General features: G+C 72.1%; 24 protein-coding genes, 1 tRNA gene, 1 rRNA gene and 1 pseudogene. 7 read left to right on the plus strand and 20 right to left on the minus strand.

Annotated features, from left to right (window positions below; translation table 11 throughout):
- Window positions 1-23 precede the first annotated feature (23 nt).
- The 7 genes from ftsE to ET989_RS08595 form a co-directional block, all read right to left on the minus strand.
- A complete protein-coding gene (gene ftsE / locus ET989_RS08565) occupies window positions 24-710 on the minus strand; it encodes a cell division ATP-binding protein FtsE (RefSeq protein ID WP_131168121.1) in 687 nt (228 codons plus the stop codon).
- 136 nt (window positions 711-846) lie between these two features.
- On the minus strand, window positions 847-1965 hold the full coding sequence (prfB, locus tag ET989_RS08570; protein WP_131168122.1) for a peptide chain release factor 2: 1119 nt from the start codon (window positions 1963-1965) through the stop codon (window positions 847-849).
- A gap of 100 nt (window positions 1966-2065) precedes the next feature.
- A tRNA-Val gene (locus ET989_RS08575) sits at window positions 2066-2139 on the minus strand.
- 296 nt (window positions 2140-2435) lie between these two features.
- Window positions 2436-3683 (minus strand): MFS transporter, encoded by a 1248-nt coding sequence (locus tag ET989_RS08580; RefSeq protein WP_131168123.1) that lies wholly within the window; start codon window positions 3681-3683, stop codon window positions 2436-2438.
- A gap of 54 nt (window positions 3684-3737) precedes the next feature.
- Complete coding sequence (locus ET989_RS08585; protein WP_131168124.1) at window positions 3738-4115, minus strand: DUF3052 domain-containing protein; 378 nt, start codon at window positions 4113-4115, stop codon at window positions 3738-3740.
- Window positions 4116-4272: 157 nt separating this feature from the next.
- A complete protein-coding gene (gene aceE, locus ET989_RS08590; protein ID WP_131168125.1) occupies window positions 4273-7035 on the minus strand; it encodes a pyruvate dehydrogenase (acetyl-transferring), homodimeric type in 2763 nt (920 codons plus the stop codon).
- Window positions 7036-7134: 99 nt separating this feature from the next.
- Window positions 7135-8178, minus strand: coding sequence for a PHP domain-containing protein (locus ET989_RS08595; protein WP_131168126.1), 1044 nt, complete (start codon window positions 8176-8178; stop codon window positions 7135-7137).
- 153 nt (window positions 8179-8331) lie between these two features.
- Here ET989_RS08595 and ET989_RS08600 point away from each other — a divergent pair, with 153 nt between their 5' ends.
- The 5 genes from ET989_RS08600 to fabF all read left to right on the plus strand — a co-directional run bounded on the left by ET989_RS08600 (window position 8332) and on the right by fabF (window position 13208).
- A complete protein-coding gene (locus ET989_RS08600; protein ID WP_131168127.1) occupies window positions 8332-9513 on the plus strand; it encodes a PucR family transcriptional regulator in 1182 nt (393 codons plus the stop codon).
- A gap of 88 nt (window positions 9514-9601) precedes the next feature.
- A complete protein-coding gene (locus ET989_RS08605) occupies window positions 9602-10546 on the plus strand; it encodes an ACP S-malonyltransferase (protein ID WP_131168128.1) in 945 nt (314 codons plus the stop codon).
- A gap of 1 nt (window position 10547) precedes the next feature.
- On the plus strand, window positions 10548-11540 hold the full coding sequence (locus ET989_RS08610) for a beta-ketoacyl-ACP synthase III (RefSeq protein ID WP_131168129.1): 993 nt from the start codon (window positions 10548-10550) through the stop codon (window positions 11538-11540).
- A 59-nt stretch (window positions 11541-11599) separates the two neighbouring features.
- Complete coding sequence (locus ET989_RS08615; protein WP_131168130.1) at window positions 11600-11842, plus strand: acyl carrier protein; 243 nt, start codon at window positions 11600-11602, stop codon at window positions 11840-11842.
- Window positions 11843-11951: 109 nt separating this feature from the next.
- The gene (gene fabF / locus ET989_RS08620; RefSeq protein ID WP_131168155.1) at window positions 11952-13208 is read left to right on the plus strand and encodes a beta-ketoacyl-ACP synthase II; all 1257 of its coding nucleotides are present in this window, start codon (window positions 11952-11954) and stop codon (window positions 13206-13208) included.
- Window positions 13209-13217: 9 nt separating this feature from the next.
- On the opposite strand, the gene ET989_RS08625 is transcribed toward fabF, so the two are convergent.
- From ET989_RS08625 to ET989_RS08675, 11 genes are all read right to left on the minus strand, one after another.
- On the minus strand, window positions 13218-14042 hold the full coding sequence (locus ET989_RS08625) for a PfkB family carbohydrate kinase (RefSeq protein WP_131168131.1): 825 nt from the start codon (window positions 14040-14042) through the stop codon (window positions 13218-13220).
- Between the two features lie 106 nt (window positions 14043-14148).
- Complete coding sequence (locus tag ET989_RS08630; protein ID WP_131168132.1) at window positions 14149-14646, minus strand: DUF3145 domain-containing protein; 498 nt, start codon at window positions 14644-14646, stop codon at window positions 14149-14151.
- Between the two features lie 116 nt (window positions 14647-14762).
- Window positions 14763-16448, minus strand: coding sequence for a DNA repair protein RecN (gene recN / locus ET989_RS08635; protein WP_131168133.1), 1686 nt, complete (start codon window positions 16446-16448; stop codon window positions 14763-14765).
- A complete protein-coding gene (locus tag ET989_RS08640; RefSeq protein WP_241656275.1) occupies window positions 16438-17394 on the minus strand; it encodes an NAD kinase in 957 nt (318 codons plus the stop codon). The genes recN and ET989_RS08640 overlap by 11 nt, the downstream gene beginning before the upstream one ends.
- A gap of 10 nt (window positions 17395-17404) precedes the next feature.
- The gene (locus ET989_RS08645) at window positions 17405-18157 is read right to left on the minus strand and encodes a TlyA family RNA methyltransferase (protein WP_131168135.1); all 753 of its coding nucleotides are present in this window, start codon (window positions 18155-18157) and stop codon (window positions 17405-17407) included.
- A 1-nt stretch (window position 18158) separates the two neighbouring features.
- The gene (locus ET989_RS08650; protein WP_131168136.1) at window positions 18159-18377 is read right to left on the minus strand and encodes a hypothetical protein; all 219 of its coding nucleotides are present in this window, start codon (window positions 18375-18377) and stop codon (window positions 18159-18161) included.
- Between the two features lie 22 nt (window positions 18378-18399).
- Entirely contained in the window at window positions 18400-19017 is a 618-nt protein-coding gene (locus tag ET989_RS08655; RefSeq protein WP_131168137.1) for a CbiQ family ECF transporter T component, read from the minus strand.
- Window positions 19014-19718, minus strand: coding sequence for an energy-coupling factor ABC transporter ATP-binding protein (locus ET989_RS08660; protein ID WP_131168138.1), 705 nt, complete (start codon window positions 19716-19718; stop codon window positions 19014-19016). Before ET989_RS08660 ends, ET989_RS08655 begins: the two co-directional genes overlap by 4 nt.
- Window positions 19718-20341 carry a biotin transporter BioY gene (locus ET989_RS08665; protein WP_131168139.1) on the minus strand — a complete coding sequence of 208 codons (624 nt, stop codon included), beginning with the start codon at window positions 20339-20341 and terminating at the stop codon, window positions 19718-19720. The genes ET989_RS08660 and ET989_RS08665 overlap by 1 nt, the downstream gene beginning before the upstream one ends.
- Window positions 20342-20378: 37 nt before the next feature.
- Window positions 20379-21368, minus strand: coding sequence for an HAD-IIA family hydrolase (locus tag ET989_RS08670; RefSeq protein WP_131168140.1), 990 nt, complete (start codon window positions 21366-21368; stop codon window positions 20379-20381).
- The gene (locus ET989_RS08675; RefSeq protein ID WP_131168141.1) at window positions 21365-22255 is read right to left on the minus strand and encodes a tetratricopeptide repeat protein; all 891 of its coding nucleotides are present in this window, start codon (window positions 22253-22255) and stop codon (window positions 21365-21367) included. The genes ET989_RS08670 and ET989_RS08675 overlap by 4 nt, the downstream gene beginning before the upstream one ends.
- Window positions 22256-22423: 168 nt before the next feature.
- Between ET989_RS08675 and ET989_RS08680 the strand changes: the two genes are divergently transcribed.
- A complete protein-coding gene (locus ET989_RS08680) occupies window positions 22424-23530 on the plus strand; it encodes a hypothetical protein (protein WP_131168142.1) in 1107 nt (368 codons plus the stop codon).
- Window positions 23531-23598: 68 nt separating this feature from the next.
- Window positions 23599-23905 (plus strand): annotated as a pseudogene (locus ET989_RS15575) (ISL3 family transposase); the annotation flags it as partial.
- Between the two features lie 409 nt (window positions 23906-24314).
- On the opposite strand, the gene ET989_RS08685 reads toward ET989_RS15575, so the two are convergent.
- Complete coding sequence (locus tag ET989_RS08685) at window positions 24315-24710, minus strand: OsmC family protein (RefSeq protein ID WP_131168143.1); 396 nt, start codon at window positions 24708-24710, stop codon at window positions 24315-24317.
- A 425-nt stretch (window positions 24711-25135) separates the two neighbouring features.
- Window positions 25136-25228: ribosomal RNA gene (gene rrf / locus ET989_RS08690) — 5S ribosomal RNA — on the minus strand; the annotation flags it as partial.

The following is a 25228-nucleotide window of genomic DNA, read 5'->3' on the forward strand; positions in this document are numbered from 1 at the left end:
GGTGTGTCTTCTCCCCTACCCGATCACTGGTACCCGTAGACGCCCTGGGCCTGGTCGCGGATGAGCTCGCCGTTGCTGAGCTCGATGACGCGCCGGCGCATCTGGTCGACGACGGTGGAGTCGTGGGTGGCCATGAGGACGGTCGTCCCGTCCTTGTTGATCTGGTCGAGGAGCTTCATGATGCCGACCGAGGTGCTCGGGTCGAGGTTGCCGGTCGGCTCGTCGGCGAGCAGGATGCGGGGTGCGTTCACCACCGCCCGGGCGAGCGCGGCCCGCTGCTGCTCGCCGCCCGACAGCTCCTCGGGCAGGCGGTCGGCCTTGTCGGCCAGGCCCACCATCTCGAGGGTAGCCGGAACGGTGCGGCGGATGTCGCGGCCCGGGCGTCCGATCACCTGCAGGGCGAAGGCGACGTTCTCGTGGACGGTCTTGCCGGGCAGCAGCCGGAAGTCCTGGAACACGGTGCCAATGCCGCGGCGCAGCTTGGGGATCCGCCAGCCACGCATGCGTCCGAGGTCGCGGCCGTCCACGACGACCTGGCCCGACGTGGCGCGCGTCTCGCGCAACACGAGGCGGAGGAAGGTGGACTTCCCCGACCCCGACGGGCCGACGAGGAAGACGAACTCCCCGTCCTCGATGGTGGCGGAGACGCCGGACAGCGCCGGTCGCTTCTGCCCGGGGTACGTCTTGGTGACGTCGGTGAACGTGATCACAGGTGTGTCCCAGCCGGGGTCGACGATGGGGAAGGATCCTGAGATTTTTCAGGCCGGCCGATCCTCAGCGTAGGCGACCCGGACGCCCGCGCCACTGCGGCACGCCGTCCCGGTCGGCTGAGCCTGTCGAAGCCCCTTACACGTCCTCGCCGAGCTCGACCTGCTTGCGCCAGCGGATGCCGGCGTCGATGAAGCCGTCGATGTCGCCGTCGAAGACCGCGTCGGGGTTGCCCACCTCGTGGTTGGTCCGCAGGTCCTTAACCATCTGGTACGGGTTCAGGACGTAGGAGCGCATCTGATCGCCCCACGACGCCTTGACGTCACCCGCGAGTTCCTTCTTCTTGGCGTCCTCCTCCTGCTTCTTCAGCAGCAGCAGGCGCGACTGGAGCACGCGCATGGCGGCTGCGCGGTTCTGGATCTGGCTCTTCTCGTCCTGCATCGAGACCACCAGGCCGGTGGGCAGGTGGGTGATGCGCACGGCGGAGTCGGTGGTGTTGACCGACTGGCCGCCGGGGCCGGAACTGCGGAACACGTCGACACGGATGTCGGACTCGGGCACGTCGACGTGGTCGGTCGACTCGATCAGGGGGATCACCTCGACGGCGGCGAAGGACGTCTGGCGCCGGCCCTGGTTGTCGAACGGGCTGATCCGGACGAGGCGGTGGGTGCCGCCCTCGACCGAGAGCGTGCCGAACGCGAAGGGGGCGCTGACCTCGAAGGTGACCGACTTCAGGCCCGCCTCCTCGGCGTAGCTGGTGTCCATCACCTTGGTGGCGTGGCCGTGCCGCTCGGCCCAGCGCAAGTACATGCGCAGCAGCATCTCGGCGAAGTCAGCGGCGTCCACACCGCCGGCGCCCGCGCGGATGGTGACCACGGCGTCCCGCTCGTCGTACTCGCCTGACAGCAGGGTGCGGATCTCCAGCGCGGCGATCTCGTCCTTCAGCCCGCCCAGTTCCTTCTCGGCCTCGGCGCGGGAGGCCTCGTCGCCCTCCTCGGCGGCGAGCTCGAACATGATCGGCAGGTCGTCGAGGCGTCCGCGCAGCTTCTCGAGCCGCTCCACCTCCGACTGCAGGCGGGAGAGCCGGGACGTGACGCGCTGGGCGTTCTCCTGGTCGTCCCACAGGTCGGGGGCAGCCACCTCCTCCTGGAGGCCCGCGATCTCGGCGCGCTTTGCGTCGGGGTCGAGGACGGCCTCGATGCTGGTCAGGGCGCGGTCGAGATCCGCGATCTCGGTGCTGATGTCTAGGGCTGCCACGGGGGACCACTCTACCCCGAAGCCCGGTGGCCCCTGAGGCGCGAGCGCCGGAGGCCCCCGAGGTGCGAGCGAAGCGAGCCTCGAAGGGCCGCCACCCGAGTGGGCGCAGAGGGACTCGAACCCCCGACCCCCTCCTTGTAAGGGAGGTGCTCTAACCAACTGAGCCATGCGCCCGCGAGACGCCATTGTGTCAGTGCCCCCGGCGGCCGGGCCAACTCGGGCGACACATCTGAGTGGCGGCTTTGGGGCCCGGGTTGCATATCTGGCTGACGCAACCCACGCCCAGGCACGCCATACGTCAGCCAGCATTGTCGCCCGGGACGCCCTGGAGCCCGGGTTGCATATCTGGCTGACGCCACCCACGCCCAGGCGCGCCAGGCGTCAGCCAGAGTTGTCGCCCGGGCCACCGAATCGGCCCGCAGGCCATTTGCCCACGTCCTCGGCCCTCGGCGGCTCGCTTCGCTCGCACCTCAAGACTTCACGTGAGGCTCGCCGGCGCTCGCACCTCGCGACGGGACTCTGCGTGACCGGTTCGCCACCCAGCCCAGCGCGGCGGCCGGGATGATCAGGGCCCCGGCGACGAGCGCCAGGCCGCCGTACCCGATCGCCGCCAGCAGGACACCGGCCGTCATCGCCGACGCCCCTCCCCCGTAGCTCATCAGGGCGTCGGTCGCCCCCTGCAAGGGCACCCGGACGGCGCCGGAGTCGACGTCGGCCAGAAGCACAGACCCGGAGATGATGGACGCCGACCAGCCCAGCCCCAGCAGCACGAGCGCGAAGATGATGGCCAGCAGGCTGTCGCGCGCCAGGAAGGCCAGCGCGGCGGACGCCCCCAGGGTCACCAACCCCACCAGCGCCGTCCGCATCGGCCCGGACCGGTCGGCGAGCGCCCCGAACACAGGGCTGAGGGCGTACATGCCGAGGATGTGCAGGCTGATGACCAGCCCGATGACGCCCAGGCCGTGCCCACCGTTGCCGAGGTGCACCGGCGTCATCGACATGATGCCGACCATCACCGCGTGCGCCACCACGATGAGCGCCACCGCGAAGCGCGCCACCGGGTGCCGGGCCGACCAGCCCAGCGCGGCCAGGGCCGAGATCGGGGCGGCGGACGTCACCTGGGTCGCGGCGGCGGCCGGGCGTCGGGCCAACAGCAGCAGGACGGCCGCGGCCGCGGCGGCGAACGCAGCCAAGGAGAAAAAGTAGGGGCCGGCGAGGGCGGGCAGGCCTACAGCGGACCCCAGCTGCCCGCCGGCGGCGCTGAGGTTCGGGCCGGCGACCGAGCCGATGGTCGTGGCCCACAGCACCATTGACATCCAGGTGCCGCGCCGCTCCGTGCCGGCCAGCTCGGACGCCGCGTACCGCGTCTGCAGGTTCGTCGCCTGGGCGGCGCCGAAGGCCAGCAGGCCCGCGAACAGCACGGGCAGGCAGCCCAGCGCCGCCCCCAGGATGATCACGGCGGCGCCGAGCAGCGCCACTCCGTAACCGAGCGCCAGGGCCGGACGCCGACCGCGCCGGGCCGCCAGACCGGCCAGCGGGACGGCCATCAGCCCCGCCCCGAACACCGACAGCGCCTGCCCCAGCCCGGCGAAGGCGACCGAGCTCAGGCTCACCACCAGCAGCGAGCCCACGGCGATGCCGGACGCGACGCCGACACCACCGAGGACGTTGGAGGCGATGAGCGCGACGAAGGAGCGGCGCGTGGACGGTCCGGACACGGAGCACAGACTAGGTCGAAGGGACGCCGAGGGCGTCCGACGCGAGGGGCGGCCCTAGCGTTTGCCAGCGCGGGGGCGCACGATGCGCTGCGCCTGCCACTCGCGGGAGACCGAGGCCGGGCTCGCCAGGACGAGCCCTGCCGTCGCCGTGCCCTCGGCGATGTCGGCGGGCTCCACGTAGCCGTCGCGGCCGACCTTGGGGGTCATCAACCAGATGTGGCCCGTGCTGGAGAGGTCACGCAGGGCGTCCACGAGGCCGTCGCCCACGTCGCCGTCCTCCTCGCGCCACCACAGCAGCACCGCGTCGACCGCCTCGAGGGCGTCCTCGACGAGGTCGGCGTCGATGGCGTCCATCACGGCGTCGCGCAGGGACTCGTCGACGTCGGTGTCCCAGCCCAGTTCCTGGATGATCTGGCCGGGTTCGAACCCCATGGCCAAGACCCCCGTCACACCACCCTGCTTACCGGGCACCGGCGTGCTGCCCAACGTAGGACACCCCCTCGCGAAATCGACTTGCGTGGCTCTAGCGTGCCAGACGACGGCGAAGCGCGCGAGGATTCGTGGGCCGCGCGCGCTCCGTGTCAGTACGTCAGGACTCGCCGCCGGCGTTGCCGGACGAGCCGGCGGTCACGTCGAGCAGGCGGTACTTCTCGGCCGCCTGACCGGGCCAGGCCGGATCGACCTCGCCGCGGGCGGCCAGCATCTGCAGCGCCTTGACGACCATCGAGGGGCCGTCGATGTGGAAGAACCGGCGGGCGGCTGCGCGGGTGTCGGAGAAGCCGAAGCCGTCCGCACCGAGCGAGGCGTAGTCACCGGGCACCCACTGGGCGATCTGGTCCTGGACCTGTTTCATGTAGTCCGACGTCGCGATGACCGGGCCCCGGGCATCCTTCAGCTTCTCGACCAGCCAGCTGTCGGCGTGCTGGTCGTTCGGGTGCAGGAAGCGGGCCTCGTCGACGCGCAGGGCGTCGCGGCGCAGCTCCGTCCACGACGTGACCGACCAGACGTCGGCCACCACGCCCCAGTCGTCGTGCAGGAGCTGCTGGGCCTCCAGCGCCCACGGCACGCCGACGCCCGAGGCGAGCAACTGCACCTGGCGGGCGTCGCTGTTGACGCCGTCCCAGTTGCCCTTCGCGAGCAGGTACATGCCCTTCTTGATGCCCTCGACGTCGACGCCCTCGGGCTCGGCCGGCTGCGCCAGCGGCTCGTTGTAGACCGTCAGGTAGTAGATGACGTCCTCGGGGTTCTCGCCGTACATGCGCTCGAGGCCGTCCTGCATGATGTGCGCGATCTCGTAGCCGTAGGCCGGGTCGTAGTGCACGACGGCCGGGTTGGTGGCGGCCAGCATGGGCGAGTGGCCGTCCATGTGCTGGGTGCCCTCACCGGTCAGCGTGGTACGGCCCGCGGTGGCGCCGATCATGAACCCGCGGGTCAGCTGGTCGGCGGCGGCCCAGATGGCGTCGCCGGTGCGCTGGAAGCCGAACATCGAGTAGAAGATGTAGATCGGCACCATGTGGACGCCGTGGGTCGCGTAGGAGGAACCCACCGCGGTGAAGGACGCCATCGAGCCGGCCTCGTTGATGCCGGTGTGGATGATCTGCCCCTGCTTGGACTCCCGGTAGGACAGCATCAGGTCGTGGTCCACCGGCGTGTAGTTCTGGCCGTGCGGGTTGTAGATCTTGATGGTCGGGAACAGCGAGTCCATGCCGAACGTGCGCGCCTCGTCGGGGATGATCGGCACCACGTGGGCGCCGAACTCCTTGTCGCGCAGCAGGTCCTTGAGCAGGCGGACCCACGCCATGGTGGTGGCGACCTCCTGCTTGCCCGAGCCCTTCTTCACCGAGTCGTAGGCCTTGGCTTCCGGCAGCTTCAGCGGCTTGGGGCTGTTGCGGCGCTCCGGAACGGGGCCACCCAGGGCGCGGCGGCGCTCCAGGGCGTAGGCGATGCGGTCGTCGCTGGCGTCCGGGCGGACGTAGGGCGGCTGGTACGGATCCTCCTCGAGCTGGGCGTCCGTGACCGGCATGTCGAGGCGATCGCGGAACTGCTTGAGGTCGTCCAGGGCCAGCTTCTTCATCTGGTGCGTTGCGTTGCGGCCGGCGAAGTGCTGGCCGAGGAAGTAGCCCTTGATGGTGTGCGCGAGGATGACCGTCGGCGCGCCGGTGAACTTCGTGGCGGCGTCGTAGGCTGCGTACACCTTCTGGTAGTCGTGGCCACCGCGGGTCAGGCTCCAGATGCGCTCCGGCTCCCAGCCCTCGACCATCTTCGCGGCGCGCGGGTCGCGCGCGAAGAAGTGGTCGCGGACGTAGGCGCCGTCGTTGGCCTTGAACGTCTGGTAGTCGCCGTCGGAGGTGGCGTTCATGAGGTTGACCAGCGCGCCGTCCTTGTCGGCGGCGAGCAACGGATCCCAGCCACGGCCCCACACGACCTTGATGACGTTCCAGCCGGCGCCGCGGAAGAAGCTCTCCAGCTCCTGCATGATCTTGCCGTTGCCGCGCACGGGGCCGTCGAGGCGCTGCAGGTTGCAGTTGACCACGAACGTCAGGTTGTCGAGTTCCTCGTAGGAGGCCAGCTGCAGGGCACCGCGGCTCTCGACCTCGTCCATCTCGCCGTCGCCGAGGAAGGCCCACACGCGCTGCTGCGAGGTGTCCTTGATGCCCCGGTTGTGCAGGTACTTGTTGAACTGGGCCTGCCAGATCGCGTTGATCGGGCCCAGACCCATCGACACGGTCGGGAACTCCCAGAAGTCGGGCATCTGGCGCGGGTGCGGGTAGCTGGGCAGGGCCCGGATCTTCCCGTCCACGATGTGGCTCTTCTCCTGGCGGAAGCCGTCCATGTCGGCCTCGTCGAGGCGACCCTCGAGGAAGGCGCGGGCGTACGGGCCAGGGCTCGCGTGGCCCTGGAAGAAGATCTGGTCGCCGCCACCGGGGTGGTCCTTGCCGCGGAAGAAGTGGTTGAAGCCCACCTCGTACAGGGTCGCCGACGAGGCGAACGTCGAGATGTGGCCACCGACGCCGACGCCCGGGCGCTGGGCGCGGTGCACCATGACCGCGGCGTTCCAGCGCAGGAGGCGGCGGAACTTGCGCTCGAGGTCCTGGTCGCCGGGGTACCACGGCTCGGACTCGGCCGGGATGGTGTTGACGTAGTCGGTCGCCGTCAGCGACGGGACGCCGAGGTGGCGCTCACGCGAGCGCTCCAGGAGCTTCAGCATGACGTAGCGCGCCCTGTTGCGGCCCTGCTCGTCGATCAGCCCGTCGAGGGATTCCAGCCACTCGGCGGTCTCGTCGGAGTCGATGTCGGGCAGGTTCGTGGGCAGGCCGTTCAAAATGGGGCCCGCGTTGTCGCGAGATGCCACGGAAGGTGTCCTTTCTCAGACCGTCAAGGGCAGGCAGGGCGCACACGGCCCCGCCGGGACTCACCCTGATCCTAGCTGGCCCAGCGAAGGGGCGACACGTCAATTGCTCATGGTGGCCCACGCCAGCACGCGCTCGACCGGCCAGCAGGTGACGATCCGTTCAGGGTCCAGGCCGACGGACGCCGCCCGCGCGGCCCCGTACTCGCTGAAGCCGAGCTGGCCCGGCGCGTGGGCGTCGGTGTCGATGGAGAACAGGCAGCCCATGTCCGCGGCGAGGGCCAGCAGGTCGTCGGGCGGGTCCTGACGCTCGGGGCGGGAGTTGATTTCGACGGCGACGTCGAACTGCCGACAGGCCTCGAAGACGACCTCGGCGTCGAAGCTGCTCCGCGCGCGGACGCCACGGTCGCCGGACACGAGGCGGCCGGTGCAGTGCCCCAGCACGTTGGTGCGCGGGTTGGCGATGGCGGTGACCATGCGGACCGTCATGGCGTCGGCGTCCATCGACAGCTTGGAATGCACCGAGGCGACGACCACGTCGAGCGGGTCGAGCGCCTCCGGCTCGCCGTCGAGGGAGCCGTCGTCGAGGATGTCCACCTCGGCCCCGGAAAGGACGCGGAACGCCGCGTCCCCCGTTCCCTGAGCCTGTCGAAGGGCCTCGTTCAGCGCGGCGATGTGCTCGCGCTGCTCGCGCCGGCGCTCGGTGGAAAGCCCGTTCGCGATCCGAAGGCGCGGGCTGTGGTCGGTGATCGCCAGCCACTCGCGCCCGAGCCGGGCGGCCTCCAGCGCCATCTCCTCCAGGGTGCTGGACCCATCGGACCACTCGGTGTGGGTGTGCAGGTCGCCGCGGATGTGTTCCAGCAACGGGTTCGGGCCCGCGACGAGGGGGCCGTCGGTGGCCTGCAGCTCGGCGAGGTAGTCGGGCGTGCGACCGGCGTAAGCCTGGCCGATGACCTTCGCGGTCGTGGTGCCGATGCCCGGCAGGGTGGACCAGGCGCCCGCGGCGTCCACCCGGGCGCGCTCGGTGCCGGGCAGGCCCGCGAGGACGTCCGCGGCGTTCCGGAACGCCTTGGCGCGCCGGCTCTGGCCGCCGTGGCGGTCCAACAGCCTGGCGATCTCGCGGAGGTCGACGATCGGGTCACGCACCCCGCCATGGTGCCACCCCCTCCGCCGAGGACTCCCCTAACTACCGCCGAGGACTCATGGTCGTCACGACAACCATGAGTCCTCGCCGGTAGTTGCACGAGTCCTGGGCGGGGGGGACGGGGGCACTAGAGTGCGCACGAGCAGGAGGTGGCGATGGGAGTCGAGGAACCGGACTGGATGCCGGCGCCCCGCGCACGCTCCGCCATGTCCCGCCGGCTCGCCTCCGCTTCCGCCGCGATGACGACGGCAGCCCTGGCCGAGATCACCCGCCGTTACCCGTGGTTCTCCGACCTTGACGCCGACAACCGCTCGTCGGTGACGCTCGTCGTCCGCGCCGGCGTGGACGGCTTCGTGCACTGGTTCGCCGGCACGACCACGTCGGCCGAGCAGCGCAACATCTTCTCCGCCGCGCCCCGCTCCCTCACGACGCGACTGGCGCTGCAGCAGACGGTCGACCTGATCCGCACGACGGTCGAGACCGTCGAGCAGCAGATCAACACAGCCCTGCCCCGCTCCGACCGGCAGACGCTCACGCTGGCCGTCCTCCAGTACAGCCGCGAGATCGCATTCGACGCCGCCGAGGTGTACGCCCGCGCCGCTGAGACCCGCGGCGCCTGGGACGCCCGCCTCGAGGCGCTCGTCATGGACGCCGTCGTGCGCGGCGACGCCGACGAGTCCGTCGTGTCGCGGGCCTCGACGCTGGGCTGGCACTCCCCCGAGGGCCTCTGCGTCGTCATCGGCGAGCTGCCGGCCTCGGACGCCGCCCTGCGCGAGCTGCGCACGCACGCCGCCAAGGCGGGGCTGGACGTGCTGGCGTCGGTCCAGGGGCCGCGGCTGGTCGTGCTGCTCGGTGGCGACTTCCAGACAGAGGACGAGGCCCTCGACCACGTCGCCGACCTGACCGGATCGTTCGGTGACGGCCCCGTGGTCGTCGGCCCGGTCGTCGGCGACCTCGTCGAGGCCGTGATCAGCGCCCGGGCGGCGACGTCGGGTCGCCGGGCTGCCCCCGCCTGGGCGGACGCCCCCCGCCCGGTCTCGGCCCGGGCGCTGCTGCCCGAGCGCGCCCTGGCCGGCGACGGCCACGCCCGCCGCGAGCTGGCCCACGACATCTTCGGGCCCCTGGCCGGGCACGCGGGCGACCTCGTCTCCACGCTGGAGGCCTACTGGGCCTCCGGCACGTCCATCGAGGCGACCGCCCGGCGTTTGTTCATCCACCCCAACACGGTCCGCTACCGTCTCGGCCGCATCGAGGATCTCACCGGGTACGCCCCCAGCGATCCGCGCGGCTCGTACGTGCTCCGCCTCGCCGGGACATTGGGCCGCCTCCTCGACTGACTCTTTGTGGGAAACCCACAAAGTCCCTCGCCAAACACTGTGTGGCAATCGGACGCGACCCGGCGGCCGCGCCGCCAAGATGGAACACGTGCTTGCGATCGTCGCGCCCGGACAGGGCGCCCAGACCCCCGGTTTCCTCGCCCCCTGGCTCGAGGACGCCGCAGTTGCCGCCCGTCTGGCGGAGCTGTCGGCCCTCGTCGACCTCGACCTGGCCCACCTGGGCACCGAGGCCGATGCCGACACCATCCGCGACACCGCCGTGGCTCAGCCCCTCCTCGTGGCGGCCGGCCTGATCGCCGGCGAGGCCCTCGCCGGGGGCGTCCCCTTCCCGGGCGTGGACGTGCTCGCCGGGCACAGCGTCGGCGAGGTGACCGCGGCGGCCGCCGCCGGCGTCCTGACCGCGAGCGACGCCATCGTGCTGGTGCGCGAGCGCGCGAACGGGATGGCCGAGGCGTCCGCCCTGCGCCCGACCACCATGGCCGCGGTCGTGCGCGGCGACCGCGACGAGGTGCTGGCCGCCATCGAGGCCGTCGGCGCGACCGCCGCAAACAACAACGGCGCCGGGCAGATCGTCGCCGCGGGCACCGCCGAGCAGATCGCCGCCCTCCACGAGAACCCGCCCGCCAAGGCGCGCGTCATCGGCCTCTCCGTGGCGGGCGCCTTCCACACCGAGCACATGGAGCCCGGGCGCGTCCGGGTCGAGGCCGCGGCGTCCGGCATGACGGCCCACGACCCGAACACCACCCTGCTCTCGAACGCCGACGGCGCCGCGGTGGCCTCCGGCGCGGAGTACCTCGCCCGCCTCGTCTCGCAGGTCACCTCCCCCGTGCGGTGGGACCTGTGCATGGAGACGATGGTCGACCTCGGCGTCACCGGCATCCTCGAGCTTCCGCCCGCCGGCACCCTGACGGGCATCGCCAAGCGCAACATGCCCGGCGTGGAGCTCTTCACCCTGAACACCCCCGACCAGCTCGACGAGGCCCGCGCGTTCTGCGCCCGGCACGCCGGCGTCCGATCCACCGAGGAGAACTGACATGCCGATCAAGGCGAGCACCGGCGCGGCGTACGCGCGCGTCGAGGGAATCGGGGCGGCCATCCCGTCCCGGGTCGTCGACAACCACGAGATGACCCAGTTCATCGAGACCTCGGACGAGTGGATCCAGCAGCGCACCGGAATCGTCGAGCGCCGCTGGGCCGCCGAGGACGAGACCGTCGAGTCGCTGAGCCTCGAGGCCGCCCGCAACGCGCTCGCGCACGCCGGGGTCGAGGCCTCCGACATCGACGCCGTGATCGTCTCCACGGTCAGCCACCTGATCCAGACCCCGTCGCTGGCCGCCATCGTCGCCGCCAAGCTCGGCACCGACGGCGCGGCGGCCTTCGACATCGCCGCCGCCTGCGCCGGCTTCTCGTACGGCCTGGCCCAGGCCGACTCGCTGGTCCGCTCGGGCGCCGCACGCCGGGTGCTCGTGATCGGCGCGGAGACCCTCAGCCGCATCACCGACACCAGTGACCGCGCGACGGCCTTCCTGTTCGCCGATGGTGCCGGCGCCGCGGTCGTCGGCCCCTCCGACGTGCCCTCGATGGGCCCGGTGGTGTGGGGCTCCGACGGCGACCAGGCCCACGTCATCAACATGAACCGGACGTGGCCCGAGGCGGTGGAGTCCGGCCTGCCCAGCCAACTCACGATGCAGGGCCAGGCGGTGTTCCGCTGGGCGACCGGCTTCATCGCCGACGCCGCCCGCCGCACGCTGGACGCGGCGGGTCTCGCCCCCGAGGAGCTCGACCTTTTCGTACCCCACCAGGCCAACAACCGCATCACCGACTCGATGCTGCGCCACCTGAAGCTGCCCGACACCGTGACCGTGGGCCGGACGATCCGCCACTTCGGCAACAACTCCGCCGCGTCCATCCCGATCGCGCTCGACGCGATGATCGCCTCCGGCGAGGCGAAGTCGGGTGACACCTGCCTGATCATCGGCTTCGGCGCCGGCCTGGTCTACGCCGGCCAGGTCATCACGATCCCCTGACCGACCCAGTTTCCGGCCGATCCCGGCCGGGTAGGAACCCAACCACAAGGAGTAGGAACATGGCCACCACCGAAGAGATCCGCGCCCAGCTCGCCGAACTCGTGAACGACGTCGCCGGCGTGCCGGTCGAGGACGTGCAGCTCGACAAGTCCTTCGTCGACGACCTCGACGTCGACAGCCTCGCCATGGTCGAGATCATCGTCGGCTGCGAGGAGAAGTTCGGCGTGACGATCCCCGACGAGGAGAGCAAGAACCTCAAGACCGTCGGCGACGCCGTCGCCTACATCGAGCAGCACAGCTGACCAGGCCGGACGCCCGGGTGCCTGGGCCCGTCGAAGGCCACCGAACCCGGGCGTCCGCCCACCCCTCCTGTCCCACCCACCGTTAGGAACTCCGATGAAGGCTGCACCCATGAAGGACATCGTCATCACTGGCATGGGCGCCACGACCCCCCTGGGCGGCGACCTGGCCAGCACCTGGCAGGCCATGCTCGCCGGTGAGTCCGGCATCGTCGAGATCACCGAGGAGTGGGCACCCGACCTCCCCGTGCGCATCGCCGGCTACGTCAAGGTCGACCCCAGCGAGAAGATCGACCGCGTCAAGGCCCGTCGCCTGGACCGCAACACCCAGCTCGCCCTGATCGCCGCCGAGGAGGCCTGGCTCGACGCCGGCCTGGGCCTCGGCGAGGACAACCCGATCGACCCCGAGACGCTGGCCGTCTGCCTCGGCAGCGGCATCGGCGGCCTCCACACCCTGCTCGGCCAGTGGGACGTGTACAAGGAGCGCGGCCCCCGACGGGTGACGCCCTTCACGATCCCCATGCTGATGGCCAACGCGTCCGCCGCCAACGTGGGCCTGCTGGTCAACGCGGCCGCCGCCGTGCACGCGCCGGTCTCTGCCTGCGCGTCGTCCAACGAGGCGATCTCGCTGGCCGTAGACCAGATCCGCCTCGGCCGCGCCGGCATCGTCGTGGCCGGCGGCACCGAGGCCACGATCCACCCGCTGCCGATCGGTGCCTTCGCGCAGATGCAGGCCCTCAGCAGGCGCAACGACGACCCGGCGGCCGCGTCCCGCCCGTGGGACAAGGGCCGCGACGGCTTCGTCCTCTCGGAGGGCTCGGCCGTCCTGGTGCTGGAGTCGTTGGAGCACGCGCAGGCCCGCGGCGCCAAGATCTACGGCACGATCGCCGGCGCCGGCGTCTCCGACGACAACCACGACATCGTGCAGCCGGACCCGGGCGGCCTCGGCCAGTCCCGCGCCATGGAGAAGGCCCTGCGCAACTCGGGCCTGCAGGCGTCCGACATCATCCACGTGAACGCGCACGGCACCTCGACCCCGCAGGGTGACATGACCGAGGCCGGCTCGATCCGCCGCGCGCTCGGCGCCTCCGCCGACCAGGTCGTCGTGACCTCGACCAAGTCGATGACCGGTCACCTGCTGGGCGCTGCGGGCGCGCTGGAGACCGTCGCCACCGTCCTGGCGCTCAAGGAGCGCCTGGTGCCGCCGACGATCAACCTGCACGACCCCGAGGACGGCCTCTCGATCGATGTCGCGGCGAACGAGCCGCGCCCGCTGCCCGAGGGCGACCTCGCGGCACTGAACAACTCATTCGGCTTCGGCGGGCACAACGTCGCCGTCGCGGTCACCAACGCCAACGTCACCCGCTGACCGAAGGCCTCACAGGCGCGGGTCGGGCTGGGCCCCTGCGTGGCGGACGCTGTCCGCCGCGGCGGCCAGCGCGGCCCGCGCAGCCGTCGCCTTGTCCGCCCCCTGCACGATGGCGGACGCCAGCGTGCCGATGAGCGCGTCCGCGGCGCCCACCGTGTCAGCGACCTGGTCGGCGGGCACGACCTCCCCGGTGAACCGTTGGCCGTCCCACTCCAGGCCCTCCTTGCCGCGCAGCACGACCAGCGAGGCCGGACACACGCCGGACGCCTCGAGCCGCGGCAGGTCGGCGGCGGGCAGGACGAGCGGGTCGGCCGCCGCGATGACGTCGGCGGGCAGGTCCGCCCACGGCGCCAGGTTGACCATCACGCGCGCACCGTAGCGGCGGGCGAAGCGCACGGCATCCGCGACCGTGTCGACGGGCGTCTCCAGCTGCGTGAGCAGCAGATCTCCCTCCCCCAGCCCACGAATGGGACGCAGTGGGTTCGGGCCGACCTTCGCGTTCGCGCCCGGCAGGACGATGATCGCGTTGGTGTGGCCGTCGGACAGGATGATGGCGTGCCCTGTCGGCACCAGCGGGATCCGCTCGACCTGGAGCTTGATGCCCTGGGCGAACAGCCGGTTCAGCGACGCGCGCCCGGCGTCGTCGTCGCCCACCGCGCCGACCATCACCACCTCGGAGCCGCCCCGGCGCGCCGCGACCGCCTGGTTCGCCCCCTTGCCTCCGGCGTAGCGGGACAAGGAGTGCCCGACCACTTTCTCACCGGGTTGCGGATAGGCGCCGACCGTGGTCTCGAGGTCGACGTTGATGGAACCGAGGACGATGACGCGGCCCATGGCCTCCTGCCTCCTTCACCGTGTGCGTGCCTCCATCTCACCACCAAACAGCGGCACCGGGGAGCCAATGCACGACCTCGTGTCGTAGGAGGCTGCGTGCGGCCGCTCAGCCGACCTCGGTCAACCAGCGCACGGGTTCCCCCTCGGCGGCCTGGCGGAAGACGTCGAGCTCGGCGTCCCAGGCGGCGCCCAGCAGGTCGTCCAAGGCGGCGCGCAGGGCCCGGTCGTCACCGCGGCTGGTCACCAGCGCGTGGCGGATGCGGTCCTCGGGCACGAGGATGTCGCCGTGCAAACCCATCGTCGCGTGATGGATGCCCAGCGACGGCGTATAGGCGTAGCGCTCACCCTCAGAGGTCGCGGTGGCGGTTTCGGTGACCTCGAAGCGTAGGCGCGGCCACCGCTTGAGCGCGCTCGCGAGCGTGGTGGCGGTGCCGACCGGTCCGCGCCACACGTACTCGGCGCGGTAGGCGGCTCGCTCGGCCGGCTGCGGGCGCCAGTCGAGGGAAACGGGCACACCGAGGACGCCGCCCACGGCCCACTCCACGTGCGGGCACATCGGCGACGGCGCGGACAGGACCTGTAGGACCCCGTTCGTCGTGGTCATGGCGCTCCCCCTCCTGGTCTGAAGTGCTGCCTTCCCCTGCATCACCTCGTACCAGCGCGGAATCACGCCGTTGTGGTTCATTGTGCACCCCGCGTCAAGCCGGGGCGCGGCCACGCTCAGGCTCGGGACGCCTCCGCCAGCAGTTCCGTCGCGTGGGCACGGGCGGCGTCGGTGCCGTCGAGGCCCGCCATCATGCGGGCGAGTTCGTCGACGCGCTCGGCGCGGGCGACCTCCCGGACGCCGGAGGTGGTGACCTGGCCGTCGTCGGCCTTGAGGACGACGTAGTGCCGGTCGGCGAACGCGGCCACCTGCGCCAGGTGGGTGACGACGATGACCTGCGCGTGCTCGGCCAGACGGGCGAGACGGCGCCCGATCTCGAGGGCCACGGCACCGCCGACGCCGGCGTCCACCTCGTCGAACACGAACGTGCGGCCGTCCGCGCCCGCCGCGAGGACGACCTCGAGGGCCAGCCGCACGCGCGACAGCTCCCCGCCGGAGGCGACCTTCGCCAGCGGTGCGGGCGCGGAGCCAGGGTTGGCGGAGAAGAGCAGGGCCACGGCGTCCGCGCCATGGGGGCCGAGGTCCTCCAGCGGGCTGACATCGAACGCGAGGCGCGCGTTCGGCATCGCCAGGGCGGCGAGCTCGGCCTCGACGAGGCGAGCCAGCTCGGCCGCGGACGCCTCGCGGGCTGCCGTGATGCGGGCGGCGAGCCCCTCCAGCTCGCCGCGCCCGGTCGCGAGCAGGCCCCCCAGCTGGGCGATGCGGTCGTCCGAGCCGGTGAGCCGCGTCACGTCGACCGCGGCCTGCTGCGCCCAGGCGAGCACCTCGTCGATCGTCTCGCCGTACCGGCGGGTGAGCCCCTGCAGGGTGGCCAGCCGCTCGGCGATCCACTCCAGGCGGGCGGGGTCGGCATCCAGGCCGGCCATGTAGGAGGCCAGGTCGCCCGCGGCGTCCGCCAGCAGGAAGGACGCCTCGTCGACCCGGCGGGCCAGCGACTCCGCCTGCTCGTCCTCGGGGGCGATGGCCGCCAGCGCCTTGCGGGCGGTACCCACCAGCCCGAGAGCGCTCGGCCCGTCGGTGGCGGACTCGTCGTCGCCGGCCAGGGCGACGATGGCCGCGCGGGCGCCCAGGCGCAGGTCGTCGACGGATTGCAGGCGGCGCTGCTCGGTGACCAGTGCCGCGTCCTCGCCGGGCTGGGGGTCGGCCTTCTCGACCTCGGCCAAGCCGAACTCCAGCAGCGCCAGCTCGCGGGCGCGTGCCTGCGCGTCGGTGGTCAGCTGCACCAGTTCGGCCGCCCAGGCGCGCTGTTGCACCCACCGCGTCCGGTAGTCGGCCAACAGGGCGGACGCCTCGGGCCCGCCGAAGGCGTCCAGCACCTCGCGCTGGCGCTCGGCCGAGCCGAGTCGGATCTGCTCGCTCTGGCCGTGGATCGTGATGCGCTCCCCCACGGCCTCCGCCAGCCCGGGCGCGGTGACCTGGGCCCCGCCCAGCAGCGCCCGGGACCGCGACGGCATCAGGACGCGCGAGAGCAGCACCTCGGCGTCCTCGACCTGCCCGCCGGCGGCGTCCACGGCCGCGGCCAGCTCGGGGTCGATGCTGAGGCGTCCCTCGACCAGGGCACGGTCGGCGCCGTGGCGGATGAGGCGGCTCTCGGCCTTGCCGCCGGTGAGCAGACCGAGCCCGGAGACGACCATGGTCTTGCCCGCGCCGGTCTCGCCCGTGACGGCGGTGAACCCCGGACCGAGCTCGAGCGTGGCGTCGTCGATCACGCCGAGGCGGGCGATGCGGAGCTCAGTCAGCATCCTCGACCCCGCGGGCGGCGGCCTTGCGGGCCTCGGCGTCGCGCTCCGCCTGGCCGCGCCAGCCGTGGATGGGCAGGGCGAACTTCTTGACCAGGCGCTGCACGAACGGCTGCTCCGACGTGCGGGCCAGCCGCAGCTTGTGCGGGCTGCGGCGGACGGTGACCTCGCTGAGCGGCGACACGTCGGTGCTGCGCCGGCCGTCGCACCACAGGACGCCGCCCGAGGGCGGGTTCTCCAGCATGCGGATCACGACCGTGGAAGTGGGGCTGAGCACGAGCGGCCGCGCGAACAGCGCGTGCGCCAGCAGCGGCACCACGAGGAGGGCGTCCAGGTCCGGCCACAGGACCGGGCCCTGGGCGGAGAAGGCGTAGGCGGTGGAGCCGGTGGGCGTGGAAACGAGGACGCCGTCGGTGCCCCAGCGCGACAGCGGGTGGCCGTCGATGTCGAGCACCACCTCGACCATGCGCTCGCGGGCGGCCTTCTCCAGCGACACCTCGTTGATCGCGAAACTGGACCAGACCACGGCGCCGCCCGGCTGCTCGCGCAGCTCGACCTCGAGGCAGAGGCGTTCCTCGACCCGGTAGTCGCGCTTCACGACGCGGTCGACCAGGTCGTGGGCCTCGCTGGTCTCCAGCTCGGCGAGGAAGCCGACGTGGCCGAGGTTGACGCCCAGCATGGGGTAGCCGGCGAGCACCGCCCACTCGGCGGCCCGAAGGATCGTGCCGTCGCCGCCGAACACGACGACGAGCTCGACGTCGGCGCCCGGCGTCTCGCAGAACACCTCGATGCCCTCGGCGGGCAGCGAGCCGGCCAGCGCCTCGTACGCGTTGTCGCGGACCCAGCACACGAAACCGTGGCCGACGAGGCGCGCGATGAAGTCGCGGGCCGCCTCCAGGGCTTCGGGCCGCTGGTGGTGGATGCCCAGCGCGATGTGTCGTCGAGTCACGCCCGCCAGCCTAACGCGCCCCGCCGACAGTGACCGGAGCGGCCACGAGCTTGAGGAAGACCTCGCGGTTGCCCGACTCGCCGGGCAACCGGCTCATCCCCCGCCAGACCTCGTGCCAGCCCGCCTCGGTGGCGGCCGCGGCGACGAGGTCCGCCGCCTCGCCGGTCCGGGCCGGGTCGGCGATGACCCCGCGCGAGTCGAGGGCGGCGCGGCCGAGCTCGAACTGGGGCTTGACCATGAGCAGCGCCTCGGCGCCGTCGCGGGCCACCTGGCGCAGGGGCCCGACCAGCAGCGTCAGCGAGATGAACGAGACGTCAGCCACCACGAGGTCGACCGGGCCCGCCACGTGGGCGGGAGTGAGGTCGCGCAGGTTGAGGCCCTCGTGGGACGTGACGCGGGGGTCGGACGCCACGGTGTCGACCAGCTGCCCGTGCCCGACGTCGACGGCCGTGACGTGGGCGGCGCCGCGCGCCAGCAGCACCTGGGTGAAGCCGCCGGTGGACGCCCCGGCGTCCAGGGCGCGCACGCCGGTCACGTCGGTCGCGGACGCGTCGAGGGCCCCGATCAACTTGTGCGCGGCCCGGGAGACCCAGGGGTCCGCCTCGGCCGTGATGGCGTCGGCCTCGTTCACGGGCGCGGACGCCTTGCGGGCGGGGCGTCCGTTGACGAGCACCCGGCCGGCGGCGATCAGGTCGGACGCCTGCCCGCGCGAGCGCGCCAGCCCCCGGGCGACCAGGGCGGCGTCGAGCCGCTCGCGCGCCATATCAGCGTCGCGGCAGCGGCGGCTGCTGGGTCGGGTTCAGCGCCTGCTGGACCACGTCGAGCACGGCGGCGATGTCGTCGTGGTGGGCGTGGACGTCGTCGGAGAGGGAGAACTCCGCCAGGGCTGCATCGATGGCGGCGTGCCCGGTGACGGCCAGCGCGGCGAGCGGGGCGTCCTCGCTCTCGGCCTCGTGCTCGCGGTTGGCGGGTTCGGTGCTCACGCCCCGCATGCTAGCCGCACGCTCAGTCGTCGTCGCCCAGGCCGCGCGCCATGAGGGCGTCCCCCGTGGTGCGTGCGTAGGCCACCGCCTGCACGACCACGGGGGTGACGGACGCGAGTGGGTTGCGGTCGACGCCGCGCGCGCGGGCGGCGTCGCGGACCTCGCCGAAGGAGGCGATCACGTACGGGATGGACCGCACGAGCACGGCGACGGCCAGCCCGAAGCGCTCGGGGTTGGCGCCGAACCGGCGCAAGGGGCCGACGGCGGCCACCAGCGCGTCGATGAGGCTGGGCATCGGCGTGGTGATGAGGATCAGCCGCCCGGCGTACAGGGCGGCCAGCGTCGTCCCGACGACCTTGACGGCCATGACGGGCTCGCCGAAGAACACGTGGTAGCCGGCGACCAGGGCGAACAGCACCACGAGCGCAACGGGCATGCCCCAGGCCAGCCGGAGGGGCGCCCGGGTGGTCGCCACCAGCGCCAGGGTCAGGGCCAGCGCGCCCAGCACCACCAGCGGGCCGCCGAAGACGGCCGGGAGCGTCAGCGCCAGGAAGACCAGGTACTTCCAGCCCACCCCCATGCGGTGCCACACGGTCGTGCCCGGCACGTGGATGCCGAGGAGCGCCCGCGCCGCGTTCACGCCATCATCCGCTCGTAGTGGGCGATCGACTCGGCCGGGGCGCCGTCGGCGACGATGCGACCCTCGTCCACCACGAGCACCCGGTCGGCGTCGCGGGCCAGGTCGAGGTCGTGCGTGGCGAGGACGACCCGCTGGTCGAGCTCGGCGACGATGCGTCGCAGCGCCAGCCGGTTGCGCAAGTCCAGCAGGGTGGTCGGCTCGTCGGCCACCAGGACGGCGGGCTCGACCGCCAGGACGGCCGTGAGTGCGACCAGTTGGCGCTCGCCCCCCGACAGGTCGTAGATGCTCTGCTCGGCGACGTGCGCCAGGCCGCGGGCTGCCAACAGGCCCCGGGCGGCCTCGCGACGGCCGGTGCGGTCGCGCACGGTACGGCGGAGGCTGAGCTCGACGTCCTCCAGCGGAGTGGGCATCACGAGCTGGCTCAGGGGGTCGGTGAAGACGAACCCCACCCGGCGGCGGACGCTCTTCCCGTCGGTGGCCGGGTCCAACCCGTCGACCGTCACGCGCCCTGAGGACGCCAGCACGAGCCCGTTCAGGAGGCGGAGCAGGGTCGACTTGCCGGAACCATTGGCGCCCACGAACGCCACGCGCCGCTCACCGAGGTCCAGGGTGATGTCGTCAAGCAGCGTCCGGGTGCCCCAGCCCTGCCCCGGCGCACGGGGCACCGGGACGCGGACGGAGACGGACTGCAGCGAGATCATCAGGAGCGGACGGCCTCCGGCAACTGGTCCAACTGGACGCTCGGGTGCACGAGCAGGCCCGGGAACGCGCGGTGGACCGCCAGCGCGACGAACGAGGCGGCGATGTTCTTGATGATGTCGCCGGGCCAGTACACGAGGTCGGCCAGGAACGCTTTGTCGAGCGGCAACCCGGCGTTCAGCGCGATGCCCGCGATGCCCATGGGGTGCACGAACGCGAACGAGCCAGCGAGGCCGGCGAGCAGGAGCAGCGCCCAGCGCAGTCCGTTGCGGCCCTCGGTGCGGGTCAACACGATGCGTGTGAGGAAGCCGATCAGCAGGGCGGCGAGCGGGAAGGCCAGCAGGTAGCCCGCCGACGGCTTGGCCAGGACGCCCAGGCCGGACGCCCCGCCCGCGAACACGGGCAGGCCAGCGAGGCCGACGATCACGTACAGGGCGGTGGCGGCGAACCCGCGCCACGGGCCGAGGATCATGGCGGTCAGAGCGACGGCGAGGGTCTGCAGCGTGATCGGGACGCCGACCGGGCCGACAGGGATAGCGGGCGCCAACGTCGCCGCCGAGATCACGCCGGCGAAGACGGCGACCAAGGCGAGGTCGGTGACGGTGGACGGGCGACGCTGGTTCATGTGTTCATCTCCTGTTGAACGGTGTTCAACAGTCAGCCTACGGCAGCTGGTCGAAACGCGCGAACACAGGGTCGTCGATGGACACCCGCCCTTCCCACACGAGGTTCGCCAGCGCCCAGGCGGCGTCCAACTGGCCCTCGCGCGTATCCAGCTCGCCCTCGACCGTGGCGCGGTCGGCCACCCGCACCCGGACGGCTCCGCAGGTGGCGCCGTCGGCGTCCACCTGCGCGGTGCGTTGCGGCTCGAACAGTGACTCTACGTTCCAGCCGATCGCGGTGGGCCGCCCCTCCTCCGGCGCCGAGCAGAGGTCCCGGACGCCGTGTGCCCCGGTGAACACCATCAGGGAGTCGATGCCGGCGGCCACCGCGCCCATGATGTCGGTGTCGATCCTGTCGCCGACGAAGACCGGACGCCGTGCGCCCGATCGGGCCAGCGCTTCGTCCATCAGCGGGCGGTGCGGCTTGCCGATGACCTCGGGGTCGTGGTCGGTCGTGTTGCGGATCGCCTGCACGGCCGCGCCGGCACCCGGCACCAGACCGTGCTCGGTGGGCCGGGTGGAGTCGGTGTTGGTCGCGAACCACCGGGCGCCGCGCTGGACGGCGATCGCCGCCTGGTCCAGCCGGGGCCACGTCAGCGCCGGGTCGTAGCCCTGGATGACCGCCGCCGGCTGCTCGGCGTACGTGTCGACCGGCACCATGCCCGCCAGACGGACCTGCTCGACGAGGTTGTCGGTGCCGGCGACCAGCACCTTTGACCCGGCCGGAAGCTCGCGGCGCAGCAACCCGGAGGCCGCCTGCGCGCTGGAGACGACCTCGTCCTCGCGGGCGTTGAAGCCCAGCTCGCTGAGGTGGTCGGCGACCCGGGCCGTGCTGCGGGCGGCGTTGTTGGTCACGTAGACGGTCGCGACGCCGGCCTCGTGCAGGCGCCGGACACCCGCCACCGCCCCCTCGACGGCCAACGGGCCGAGGTAGAGGACGCCGTCGAGGTCGAAGAAGACCGCGTCGTAGGCGTCGACGAACGCCGTCACCGCGCGTCCTCCCCGTCCTTCTCGGACGCCTGCTCGTCCCGCGGGTCCTCCTCGGGCTCGTCCGCGTCCGGCGGGGCCGCCCCATCGACCTCGGCCGCGGCCGGCTCCGCATCAGCCTGCACGGCCTCCTCGATCTCCTCGACCGGCTCGGGCTCGCCGACCAAGGCGTCCTCGTCGACTTCGAGCACCAGCCCCCGGAGGGCCGCGACCCGGTCATCGGCGTCCGTCTCGCCGTCGGTGTCGAGCGCGGCGGCTGCCGCGAACCACTTCTCCGCGCTCTCGGCGTCACCGGTCCGCTCGAGCAGGTCGGCGTAGCCGTAGCGCAGGCGGGCCCGGGCGCCACGGGAGCCCCGGCCCGCGGACGCCTCGATCTCGTTCTTCAGCAGGCGCAGCGCCTCGGGCGTCTGCCGCAGGTCCACCCGGCAACCGGCCTCGACGAGCCGCAACTCCACCCGCTGGTTGAAGTCGGGCTGGGCGTCGAGCCCCTCGCGGATGAGCTTGAGCGCCTTGTCCGGACGCCCGAGCGCGCGCTCGCAGTCAGCCATGGCCGCCAGGAACTCGGTGCCGCCGTTCATCCGACGCAGGGCGCGGAACTCATGGAGTGCGACCTGGTACTCCCCCGCCGCGTAAGCGGCCTCACCGGTCGCCTCGCGGGTGATGGACAGCCGCGCCGCACGCCGCCGGGCGGCCTCGGCGTGGGCGTAGGCCAGCTTCGGGTCAGTCTCGATCAATTGCCCCGCCATCAGCAGGTGCGAACCCACCACCTGCGCGAGCTCGGGGGTCAAACCACGGAGTTCCGCACGGACCGCGCGGGGAAGGTCGCGCAGGTCGAGGTCGGTCGGGGTCTCCGGCTCGTCCTCCTTGGGCGCGAGGCCGGGACGGGGCACGTACGGCTCGCGCTCCTCCTGGTCGTCGAAGCGGTCGGAACGCGGGCCCCGGCGCTCGTCGCGGTCGTCCCTTCGGGGACGCTCCTCACGCTGCCACGGACGGCGCTCCTCGTCGCGCCGATTCTCCCAGCGGGGGCGTTCCCCGTCCCGGCGCGGCCGGTCGTCGCCGTGGGGCGGGCGACGGTCGCCACCACGATCGCTCGGACCGCGCCGGTCGTCATCACGCCGGAAGGCAGGGCGATCATTGTCGCGCCGGAAGCCACCTCGGTCATCGCGGCGGTCACTGTCGCGGCGCGGGCGCTCGTCCCGCTGCCAGGGACGGGAGTCGTCCCCACGGCCGCCCCCCTGGCGCGGGCGGTCGTCATCCCTGCGGAAACGGGGATGATCGTCATCGCGGCGGAAGCCGGAACGCTCCCCGCCCGGGCGATCGCCATCGCGCCGGAATCCCGGTCGGTCGTTGTCGCGCCGGAATCCCGGGCGGTCGTTGTCGCGCCGGAATCCCGGGCGGTCGTTGTCGCGCCGGAAACCCGGGCGGTCGTTGTCACGCCGGAAACCGCCACGGTCGTCGCGGCGCTCACCCTCGCGGCGAGGGCGCTCGTCGTCGCGACGGAAGGCCGGCCGATCGCCATCACGCCGGAAGCCCGGTCGGTCGTTGTCACGCCGGAAACCGCCACGGTCGTCGCGGCGCTCACCCTCGCGGCGAGGGCGCTCGTCGTCGCGGCGGAAGGCCGGCCGATCGCCATCACGCCGGAAGCCCGGTCGGTCGTTGTCGCGCCGGAAGCCGGAACGGTCGCCCCCGGGACGGTCTCCGTCGCGGCGGAACCCCGGGCGGTCATCGGCCCGGCGGGGGCCGCCACGGTCGTCACGGCGATCGCCCTCGCGCCGGGGGCGGTCATCGTCACGGCGGAAGCGGGGACGGTCATCCTCCCGACGGATGCCAGAGCGCTCCCCGGTCGGGCGATCCCCATCACGCCTGAAGCCTGGCCGATCGTTGTCGCGCCTGAAGCCGGAACGCTCCCCGTCACCCTCACGGGAGGAACGGCCCTGCCCCCCCTCGCGGCGGAATCCCTGCCCGCCGTCGCGCCCTTGGGGCCGATCGCCGTACGACCGTCCCCGTCCGGCGCCGTCACCTCGCGGCCCCGATGGGCGTCGGTCCTGGCCGCCACGATCGCGCGGGGCCTTGTCACGGTTCTCTTCAGTCACCGGGCAAGTCTGCCGCCGCGCGCGGCACAAGGCAAAAGGGCTCATCGCAATCCAAGGTGGAGGGGCGGGTAGTTTGGGCGGCGCGTCAGTCCGCGATTGAGGGCCGTGGTCTCCCGAAGATGGAAGTTCTCACACTGCCCATTGGAAGACCTCGACGTGCCCACGCTACCGTCGTTCGCCTTGGCCCGACCCCGTTCGCTGGACTCGACGAGTTCGGCCTGGCGGTCGTCGGCCCGTACCACGAGCCGAGGCGTGAGGTCTCGTCTGCTGGGTCGTCGATGATGACCACTGGTGCCGGCGGTGCGGCTGCGAGGGCGGCCTTCGTGGCACCGTAGTCCGTCGGCTGGCGGCACGAGCAAGGCCGCCGAACCGCGGACCAAGCTCTCCGCGCGAGGGTTGCGGTGGGCGTTGGAAGGCCTCGTGCTGGCCCACCTGACCGTCGCCCAAGCGGGCGTGTCGGTGGCCCCGTCCAGCTACTACCCCCAGACCCGGCAACCGTTGAATCGGGCGCTGCGTGACGCCGACCTGGTCGTTCGCTGACCCAGCTGGGGTGACGAACTACCGGGTGTACCGGGGTCCGCAAGCCGCCCAAGGAGTTGAGTCCAGCAGATGTTCGGCTTCGACGTCCTGGGCATGCCGAACGCGCAGTGCGACCACGTCGCTGCCTAGTGCCACCGCGCGCCCACCGAACTCTGTGGGGACCTCCGCCTGCGGGTCCCCGAGAACTGCGATCCCCCAGTGCCATGGTCGCGTCAGACTCAGCTCAGACAGCGGTTGCATGGCCGATCGTAGTTCGCTGCGGCGGGCCGGAAAGGCTCCCTCATCCGGCAAGCCCGATGGACCGAGGAGCGGCATGTCAGGACTTTCGTGTGACCACCGCGCTGTGACGCAGGGCCCGAGGGATCTCCGCGACTCGGGCGACGATGGCGATGAGTTCCTCCACGGTCGCCTCTTCTTCAGGAGAGTCCACCTCGACCGTGTACTCGATGCCGGTGGACGACCAGGACTCGGAGAAGCCTCCGTCTGCGCACACCCTGACTCCTTCCACCGGAACGCCCAGTCGGGACGCCTCCCGGTACACGTCGTTGAGCACGCAGGCCGCAACGGAGGCATGGAGAAGATGCGCACCGGTGAACGTGATCGCCAGATCCACCCCACCCGCCGTCCAACGGTGGTCGAGGTGGACGATGTCGCCTTCAGCGGGATCCAGACGCAGGCTTCCTGCCGCGCACGCAACTTCAAACTCACCCATGGGGACTACCGTGCCTCCGCACCCACGGCGACCGCAACGGACTCGCGGCGGCACGAGCGATCGTTTCCGGGGCTGGTTTGGGGCCCGCACCAGGCATGCGTAGCGTGATGGTGGCACGCCGATCGTCCGGAATTGCCTTGGGATGCAGGCCTTGACATGACAGGCTTCTGGCGTGGGCTGGTGCGGTACTTCCTGTGGGCAGGCGGTAGGCGCACTGACCGAGGTCATCGTCCTCGGCCGGACCGCGAACAAGCGCGCCGCGGAACCTCACCCACTCCACCGCCAGAGCACTCCTGAAACCGGCGGATTCAGATCGCAACTACACCGTGGACGGCGATGAGCCGCAAGAGCCCGCGGCGACCCGTAGACACAAAGAAGGCCCGAACCTGGTGGTTCGGGCCTTCTTGTTCACCCTGTTGGGGTGTGTTCGGCGGTGTCCTACTCTCCCACACCCCCTCGGGTGCAGTACCATCGGCGCTGCAAGGCTTAGCTTCCGGGTTCGGAATGGGACCGGGCGT

This window comes from Propioniciclava sinopodophylli (assembly GCF_004324755.1).
Lineage (GTDB): Bacteria > Actinomycetota > Actinomycetes > Propionibacteriales > Propionibacteriaceae > Propioniciclava > Propioniciclava sinopodophylli.

Excerpts from the sequence above, each read along its gene's own strand:
- ET989_RS08630 (WP_131168132.1), bottom strand. The coding sequence starts at position 14,646 with ATGACCACGACGAACGGGGTCCTACAGGTCCTGTCCGCGCCGTCGCCG.
- recN (WP_131168133.1), bottom strand. The coding sequence starts at position 16,448 with ATGCTGACTGAGCTCCGCATCGCCCGCCTCGGCGTGATCGACGACGCC.
- ET989_RS08610 (WP_131168129.1), top strand. The coding sequence starts at position 10,548 with ATGCCGATCAAGGCGAGCACCGGCGCGGCGTACGCGCGCGTCGAGGGA.
- ET989_RS08685 (WP_131168143.1), bottom strand. The coding sequence starts at position 24,710 with ATGGGTGAGTTTGAAGTTGCGTGCGCGGCAGGAAGCCTGCGTCTGGAT.
- ET989_RS08625 (WP_131168131.1), bottom strand. The coding sequence starts at position 14,042 with ATGGGCCGCGTCATCGTCCTCGGTTCCATCAACGTCGACCTCGAGACC.
- ET989_RS08660 (WP_131168138.1), bottom strand. The coding sequence starts at position 19,718 with ATGATCTCGCTGCAGTCCGTCTCCGTCCGCGTCCCGGTGCCCCGTGCG.
- ET989_RS08615 (WP_131168130.1), top strand. The coding sequence starts at position 11,600 with ATGGCCACCACCGAAGAGATCCGCGCCCAGCTCGCCGAACTCGTGAAC.
- fabF (WP_131168155.1), top strand. The coding sequence starts at position 11,952 with ATGAAGGACATCGTCATCACTGGCATGGGCGCCACGACCCCCCTGGGC.
- ET989_RS08645 (WP_131168135.1), bottom strand. The coding sequence starts at position 18,157 with ATGGCGCGCGAGCGGCTCGACGCCGCCCTGGTCGCCCGGGGGCTGGCG.
- ET989_RS08665 (WP_131168139.1), bottom strand. The coding sequence starts at position 20,341 with ATGAACCAGCGTCGCCCGTCCACCGTCACCGACCTCGCCTTGGTCGCC.
- ET989_RS08585 (WP_131168124.1), bottom strand. The coding sequence starts at position 4,115 with ATGGGGTTCGAACCCGGCCAGATCATCCAGGAACTGGGCTGGGACACC.
- ET989_RS08600 (WP_131168127.1), top strand. The coding sequence starts at position 8,332 with ATGGGAGTCGAGGAACCGGACTGGATGCCGGCGCCCCGCGCACGCTCC.